Below are 6,874 nucleotides of genomic sequence, written 5' to 3'. Positions count from 1 at the left end.
AACAACAACAATGAAATATCGTTGTTGGTTTACGGAACATCAATAGTGTTTCGGCGGCCATAGCGAGAGGGAAACGCCCGGTCACATTCCGAACCCGGAAGCTAAGCCTCTCAGCGCCGATGGTACTGCAGGGGGGACCCTGTGGGAGAGTAGGACACCGCCGGACTTCCTTTAAGCCGAAATGGCCACCCAACGCTGGGTGGCCATTTCGCATTTGCGGGCATAATTTCCCGGGGAGGCAGTCATGTCTACGGACGATGCGAACGACCGCAGGAGCAACGAGGAGCGCTCGGGTGGGCGCGCGTCCGACAGCGGGCGCTCTCAGGGCGGAAGCTTTGGATCGCGCGGCCACCGGACTTCACGAGGTGACGGCGATCGCCCTGCCCGTCGAGACGGCGATGGGCGTCCCTCGGGTTCGCAGACGGGACGACCGCAGCCTGACGGCGATCGTCCTTTCCGGCGTGACAGCGACGGGCGACCCGCGCGTTCGGGAGATGCTCGGCCAGTCCGACGTGACGGCGGCGGCGCAGGTCGGCCCTCACGCGATGGCGATCGTCCGTTCCGTCGTGACAACGATTCGCGTCCGCCGCGCGAGGGGGATCGCCCGTTCCGTCGTGACAACGATTCGCGTCCGCCGCGCGAGGGGGATCGCCCGTTCCGTCGCGACGGCGCGGGTTCGGGTCGTCCTGCGCGAGACGGCGACCGTCCTTTCCGTCGCGACAACGATTCGCGTCCGCCGCGCGAGGGGGATCGCCCGTTCCGTCGCGACAACGATTCGCGCCCGCCGCGTGACGGGGATCGCCCGTTCCGTCGCGACAACGATTCGCGCCCGCCGCGTGACGGGGATCGCCCGTTCCGTCGCGACAACGATTCGCGCCCGCCGCGCGAGGGGGATCGTCCGTTCCGTAGCGACGGCGCGGGTTCGGGTCGTCCTGCGCGAGACGGCGACCGTCCTTTCCGTCGCGACAACGACTCGCGTCCGCCGCGTTCGGGAGACCGGACCTTCCGCACGGATGGTGGCGGCGCCGGTCGTCCCCGTCGTGAGGGCGACTCGCGCGGCTTCGCCGGCAACGACCGTCGGCCGTCTGGAGACCGTCGCCCCGGCGCGGGCGCTCCCCGCCGGTTCGACCGCGAGGACTCCCGTGCCACGCGCCCGCCCCAGGACCGGCGCGAGCGCGGACCGGAGATCCCCGAGGAAGTCACCGCCTGGGACCTGCCTGGCGCAGCGCGGAACGAGCTCAAAACCCTGAGCAAGGACAATGCCGAGAACGTGGCGCGTCACCTCGCCATGGCGGCCCGCCTCATCGATGAGGAACCCGAGCTGGCGCACGAGCATGCGCTGGCGGCATCCCGGAGCGCGGGCCGCGTCGGCGTCGTCCGCGAGACCGTGGCGATCACCGCCTACGCCGTCGGCGACTTCGCCCTCGCACTGCGGGAGCTCCGTACGCATCGTCGCATCACCGGCTCCGACGAACAGCTGCCGCTGATCGTCGACAGCGAACGGGGCGTCGGCCGACCCGACCGTGCGCTCGAGGAAGGCCGCGCCGTCGACCGCTCGACGCTGTCGGTTCCGGTACGCGTCCAGCTCGCGATCGCCATGTCGGGGGCAAGACTTGACCTCGGCGAGACGGAGCGCGCACTGCAGGAGCTCGAGATCCCGGAGGCTGACCCGGACCGCGCGTTCGAGTGGAGTCCGGCGCTGTTCTCCGCCCGAGCGGCCGTGCTCGAGGAGCTCGGACGCGATGACGAGGCGGCCGAATGGGAACGACGTGCCCAGATCGCCTCCGACGCCCTCGACGCGGCCTCGGGGGTCGCGGATCGCGAGGTGATCGTGGTCGAGGAGATCGAACTCATCGACGACGAGGGCGGCGTCGACGTGGCATCCGGGGTCATTCCCGTGGCCGACGTCGTCGACGACGCAGACGGGGCCGTCCACGCCGAGGAAGACGAGGACGGGTCCGCCCCCATGGACGAGGAAAACGGTGCCGGTCTCGCGGAGGACGACGAGGACGGGGACGTCGTGACGACGAGCCCCGACGACGTCGTCGAGGGCGAACGGCATGGGGACGAGGAGTCGCGCGAAGCGTCATCGAGCAGTGTCGACGTGCCGGCCGACGAGCGCGAGGGTGAACGGTGATCTTCGGGCGGGCCAAGCCGGATGCGACACCGCTCGACGGGATCGACGTCGTCCTCGCCGACCTCGACGGCGTCGTCTACGCCGGCCCGGGCGCCCTGCCGCACGCCGTCGAGAGCCTCAACAGGGCCCAGGCCGAGGGGAAGCGTCTCGGGTACATCACCAACAACGCCTCCCGCACCGATGTCTCCGTGGCGCAGCATCTGTCTTCGTTGGGGCTTCGTGTGGAGGCGTCCGACGTCACGACGAGCCCGCAGGCCGCGATGCGCTTGATGAAGGACCTCGTACCCGCGGGGTCGACGCTGCTCGTCATCGGCGGGGAGGGGCTCGTCGTCGAAGTCGAGAAGGCCGGGTTCACGGTGACACGCAGCGCCGACGACGCGCCGGCGGCCGTGGTCCAGGGCTTCGCGCCGGAGGTCGGTTGGGCACAGCTTGCCGAGGCCGCCTACGCGCTCGCGACGCCGGTCGAAGACGGGGGCATCCCGTGGGTCGCGACGAACACCGACTGGACGATCCCGCAGGCACGCGGCATCGCTCCGGGAAACGGGACCCTCGTGTCGGCCGTCCATACCGCGGTCGGCCGTCTCGCGACGATCGCCGGGAAGCCCGAACGCCCCATCTTCGATGTGGCGGTCACTCGGACGGGGGCCCAGGCACCGCTCTTCATCGGCGACCGCCTCGACACCGATATCCAAGGGGCGCGTACGGCCGACATGCCGTCGGTGCTGGTGCTGACGGGAATCGATCGGCCGAAGCAGGTGCTCGCAGCCATTCCGTCGCAGCGCCCCGACTACATCGTCGAAGACCTGCGCCAGCTGTTCGAGCCGTACCCGGCGACGATCGTGAAGGGCGCGCGCACGCGCGTGGGCGACGCGATCGTCGAGATCGACGGCGTCGATCTCCGAATCGTGTCGCAGGGAGGCCGACAGATCGACCTGCTGCGCGCGGGAGCCGCCGCCATCTGGAACTCGGGACGCGCTATCTTCGGCTTCCGCGTACCGGAGCAGCTGTACGCCGACCCCTTCCGCGGGCGCTGACGTCGGTAGCATGGCATCCATGTCGGACAGCACCGCCCCGGATGCCGCGCCCGAGCTGATCGACCGCGTGCGCCTGATCGAGGCGCAACCGCTCGACACCCGCGCGGAGGCATACGCCGCGATGCACGACGAGCTCGCGCGTCGACTCGCGTCGGCCCCGACCGACGCGTCGGTCGCGGCGCGGCCGTGAGCCCGCGCCTCGATGCCGAGCTCGCCGCCCGCGGACTCGCGCGCTCGCGCTCGCACGCCACCCAGCTCATCGCGGGGGGCCTCGTGAACGTCGACGGTCGTCCGGTGGTGAAGGCCGCGACGCAGGTCGACGAGTCGAGCGCGATCGAGGTGGCCGGAGCCGACCACTACGTCAGTCGCGGCGCCCACAAGCTGATCGCCGCCCTCGACGCGTTCCCCATCGCCGTCGACGGGCGAGTCGCGCTCGACCTCGGTGCGTCCACCGGGGGGTTCACCCAAGTGCTGCGCGAGCGCGGAGCGCGTCCGGTCCTCGCCGTCGACGTCGGTCACGGGCAGTTGTCCACCGTCGTGGCATCCGATCCCGACGTCGTATCGGTGGAGGGGTATAACGTGCGGTTCATGACCGCCGACTCCCTCGCCGCCGCGACGGGCATCGAGACGCGCCCGCACGTGGTGACCGGCGACCTGTCGTTCATCTCGCTCAGCCATGTTCTGCCCGCCGTCGTCGCCACCGCCGCGCCCGGCGCCGACGCAGTGCTGCTCATCAAGCCGCAATTCGAGGTGGGCCGCACGGCGGTCAAGGGTGGACTGGTGACCGACCCGGCGCTGCGTTCCGACGCGGTGCACGGCGTGCTCTGGTCCGCATGGGATGCGGGCCTGCCCACCGCCGGTCTGATCGCCTCGCCGATCGTCGGAACCCACGGCAACCAGGAGTACGTCGCGTGGTTCTCGGCCACCCACGGCAGCGACCCCTCAGAATGGGAGAGCACCGTGACCCGACTGACCGGAAGCCGATGACCCCCAGCGATCGCCGAATCCTCCTCGTCGTCCACGCGCGCCGTGACGACACCGTGCACGCGGCCGAGCGCATCATCACCGCGGTCCGTGCGGCGGGTGCGACTCCCGTCGTCTCCGCCGAAGACCGACCCGAACTGGCGGAGCGTCTCACGCTCGAGGGTGTGGCCACTCTCGGCGTCGACGTCGCCATCGATGACGTCGAGCTCGCGATCGTGCTCGGCGGCGACGGTACGATCCTCCGCGCGGCCGAGATGGTGCGCGGCGGAACCGCGCCGATCCTGGGCATCAACATGGGGCATGTCGGCTTCCTCGCCGAGATCGAACGCGACGACATGGACGATGCCGTGCGCCGTGTGATCGCCCGCGACTACACGGTCGAGGAGCGCCTGGCCCTCGCCGTGAAGATCCAGGATGCCGACGACCGGGTCATCTACGAGACGTGGGCCCTGAACGAGGCGACCATCGAGAAGGCGAGTCGAGAGCGCATGCTCGAGGTCGTCATGGCCGTCGACGGGCGGCCCCTGTCGTCGTTCGGTTGCGACGGCGTCGTCATCGCGACGCCCACCGGCTCGACGGCCTACAACTTCTCCGCCGGGGGACCGATCGTCTGGCCCACGGTCGAGGCCATCGCCGTCGTGCCTCTGTCGGCGCACGCTCTCTTCGCCCGACCGCTCGTGGTCGGCCCCGACGCGAGTGTTGCCGTCGAGGTTCTCGAGCGCACGAGCGGGAGCGGCATCCTGTGGTGCGACGGAAGACGCTCGCACGATTTGCCGCCCGGTGCGCGGGTGGTGGTGCGCCGGTCTTCTCGGCCCGTGCGACTTGCGCGTCTTCACCCCGCCGCCTTCACCGATCGTCTGGTGCGCAAGTTCCGTCTGCCGGTGACGGGTTGGCGCGGCATGCCGGGAGGTGCGGCGTGATCGAAGAGATGCGCCTGCGCGATCTCGGCGTCATCGCCGACGCGACGCTGCCCATCGGTCGAGGCTTCACCGCGATCACGGGCGAGACCGGAGCCGGCAAGACGATGGTCGTCACGGGGCTCGGACTGCTGCTCGGCCAACGAGCCGACTCGGGCGCCGTGCGCAAGGGTGCATCCCAGGCCGCGGTGGAGGGCGTCTGGATCGTCCCCGAAGACGGCCCCGTGGCGGCACGGGTGCGCGAGGCGGGCGGCGACGTCGAGCCCGTCGGCGGCGGATCCGCCGAGCTGTACCTGGGGCGCACGGTGTCGAGCGAGGGGCGCGGGCGCGCCACGGTCGGGGGCCGAACAGCTCCCGCCGGCGTGCTCGCCGATCTCGCCGACGACCTCGTCGTCGTACACGGGCAGTCCGACCAGCTGCGACTGAAGTCGTCGGCGGCGCAGCGCGATGCGCTCGACCGTTTCGGAGGCGAACCGGTCGCCGCCGCGCGCGCCGCCTATCGCGCAGCCTGGGACGCCTGGCGGACCCTCGACGCCGAGCTGACCACGCTCACAGCCGACCGCGACGACCGCGCACGCGAGGCCGAGCAGCTGCGGGCGGCCATCGCCGAGATCGAAGCCGCGGCCCCCGTCACCGGGGAGGACGACGAGCTCGCCCGCCGTGCCGAGCGCCTCGCGAACGCCGAAGAACTGCGTCTGGCCGCCGACGCCGCGCACGCCGCCCTGTCGAACGACGACGGCACGCCCGACGTCGTGTCCCTCTTGGCCGAGGCGCGTCGCGCTCTCGAGCGCATCGCCGGCAGCGACGCAGCCCTCGCCGTCATCGGCGAACAGGTGGCCGACCTGGGATACCGCGCCACGGACACCGCCGTCGCACTGTCGGGATACCTCGCCGACCTCGACGAATCGGGGCCCCACGAACTCGCCGCGGTCGACGAACGCCGCGGCGTTCTCGCCGGCCTCGCCCGAGCTCACGGATCAGTGGATGCCGCCATCGCCCTGCTCGCGACCGGATCCGCGCGGCTGGTCGAACTGGACGACGACGGCGACCGTCTCGAGCGTCTCCAGACGCAACGCGACGCCGCCGCGGCGGAACTCGACGGCGCGGCTGAGGCGCTGACCGCCATCCGTCGATCGGCTGCGGAACGGCTGGGGGCGGCGGTGACCGAGGAACTCCACGCGCTCGCCTTGCCCGACGCGCACCTCACCGTCGACGTGGCCCCCGCAGCCGCCGCCGGTCACGGCCGCGACGAGGTGTCGATCCTGCTCGCGCCCCACCCCGGGGCCGATCCGCGACCGGTGTCGCGCGGCGCCTCGGGCGGAGAACTCAGCCGCGTGATGCTGGCCATCGAGGTCGTCATCGCCGGCGTCGACCCCGTGCCGACTTTCGTGTTCGACGAGGTCGATGCGGGCATCGGAGGAGCTGCGGCCATCGAGGTGGGACGCCGTCTCGCGCGTCTCGCGGAATCGTCGCAGGTCATCGCCGTCACGCACCTCGCACAGGTGGCCGCCTTCGCCGGCAACCACCTGACGGTGGTCAAGGGCAATGACGGTGCGGTCACGGCATCCAGTGTCCGACGTTTGGACGGCGCCGAGCGGGAGGCCGAGATGGCGCGGCTGCTCTCGGGATTGAGCGACTCGGATGCCGCGCTGACCCACGCACGGGAGCTTCTGGAAACCGGTCGCGCGGTCGGCTGATCGGTCGATCGACCCGCGATCGTCATGATGCGGTGACGCGGATGTCGGAGGGTGGTGCCAGACTGCGAGACGACTCACCGACGCGACTGATAGGATCGAAGCCCG

General features: G+C 71.0%; 6 protein-coding genes and 1 rRNA gene. All 7 read left to right on the top strand.

The features are described 5' to 3' along the window. Positions 1 to 49: 49 nt before the first annotated feature. The 7 genes from rrf to recN all read left to right on the top strand — a co-directional run bounded on the left by rrf (position 50) and on the right by recN (position 6,769). Positions 50 to 166: ribosomal RNA gene (gene rrf / locus ASF76_RS16410) — 5S ribosomal RNA — on the top strand. Between the two features lie 1,104 nt (positions 167 to 1,270). After that, positions 1,271 to 2,137 carry a hypothetical protein gene (locus ASF76_RS16400; protein WP_235561346.1) on the top strand — a complete coding sequence of 289 codons (867 nt, stop codon included), beginning with the start codon at positions 1,271 to 1,273 and terminating at the stop codon, positions 2,135 to 2,137. Continuing rightward, the gene (locus tag ASF76_RS16395) at positions 2,137 to 3,171 is read left to right on the top strand and encodes an HAD-IIA family hydrolase (protein WP_055960394.1); all 1,035 of its coding nucleotides are present in this window, start codon (positions 2,137 to 2,139) and stop codon (positions 3,169 to 3,171) included. Before ASF76_RS16400 ends, ASF76_RS16395 begins: the two co-directional genes overlap by 1 nt. Before the next feature lie 19 nt (positions 3,172 to 3,190). Further along, positions 3,191 to 3,361: a hypothetical protein gene (locus ASF76_RS17380; protein WP_200936157.1), complete on the top strand. Its 171-nt coding sequence runs from the start codon at positions 3,191 to 3,193 to the stop codon at positions 3,359 to 3,361. After that, positions 3,358 to 4,158, top strand: coding sequence for a TlyA family RNA methyltransferase (locus ASF76_RS16385; protein ID WP_055960383.1), 801 nt, complete (start codon positions 3,358 to 3,360; stop codon positions 4,156 to 4,158). The genes ASF76_RS17380 and ASF76_RS16385 overlap by 4 nt, the downstream gene beginning before the upstream one ends. Continuing rightward, entirely contained in the window at positions 4,155 to 5,075 is a 921-nt protein-coding gene (locus tag ASF76_RS16380; protein WP_055960380.1) for an NAD kinase, read from the top strand. Before ASF76_RS16385 ends, ASF76_RS16380 begins: the two co-directional genes overlap by 4 nt. Next, positions 5,072 to 6,769 carry a DNA repair protein RecN gene (gene recN, locus ASF76_RS16375; RefSeq protein WP_055960378.1) on the top strand — a complete coding sequence of 566 codons (1,698 nt, stop codon included), beginning with the start codon at positions 5,072 to 5,074 and terminating at the stop codon, positions 6,767 to 6,769. Before ASF76_RS16380 ends, recN begins: the two co-directional genes overlap by 4 nt. The last annotated feature ends 105 nt before the right edge of the window (positions 6,770 to 6,874 follow it).

Source organism: Microbacterium sp. Leaf151, assembly GCF_001424225.1.
GTDB lineage: Bacteria > Actinomycetota > Actinomycetes > Actinomycetales > Microbacteriaceae > Microbacterium.
This window is presented reverse-complemented; position numbering and strand designations above follow the sequence as displayed.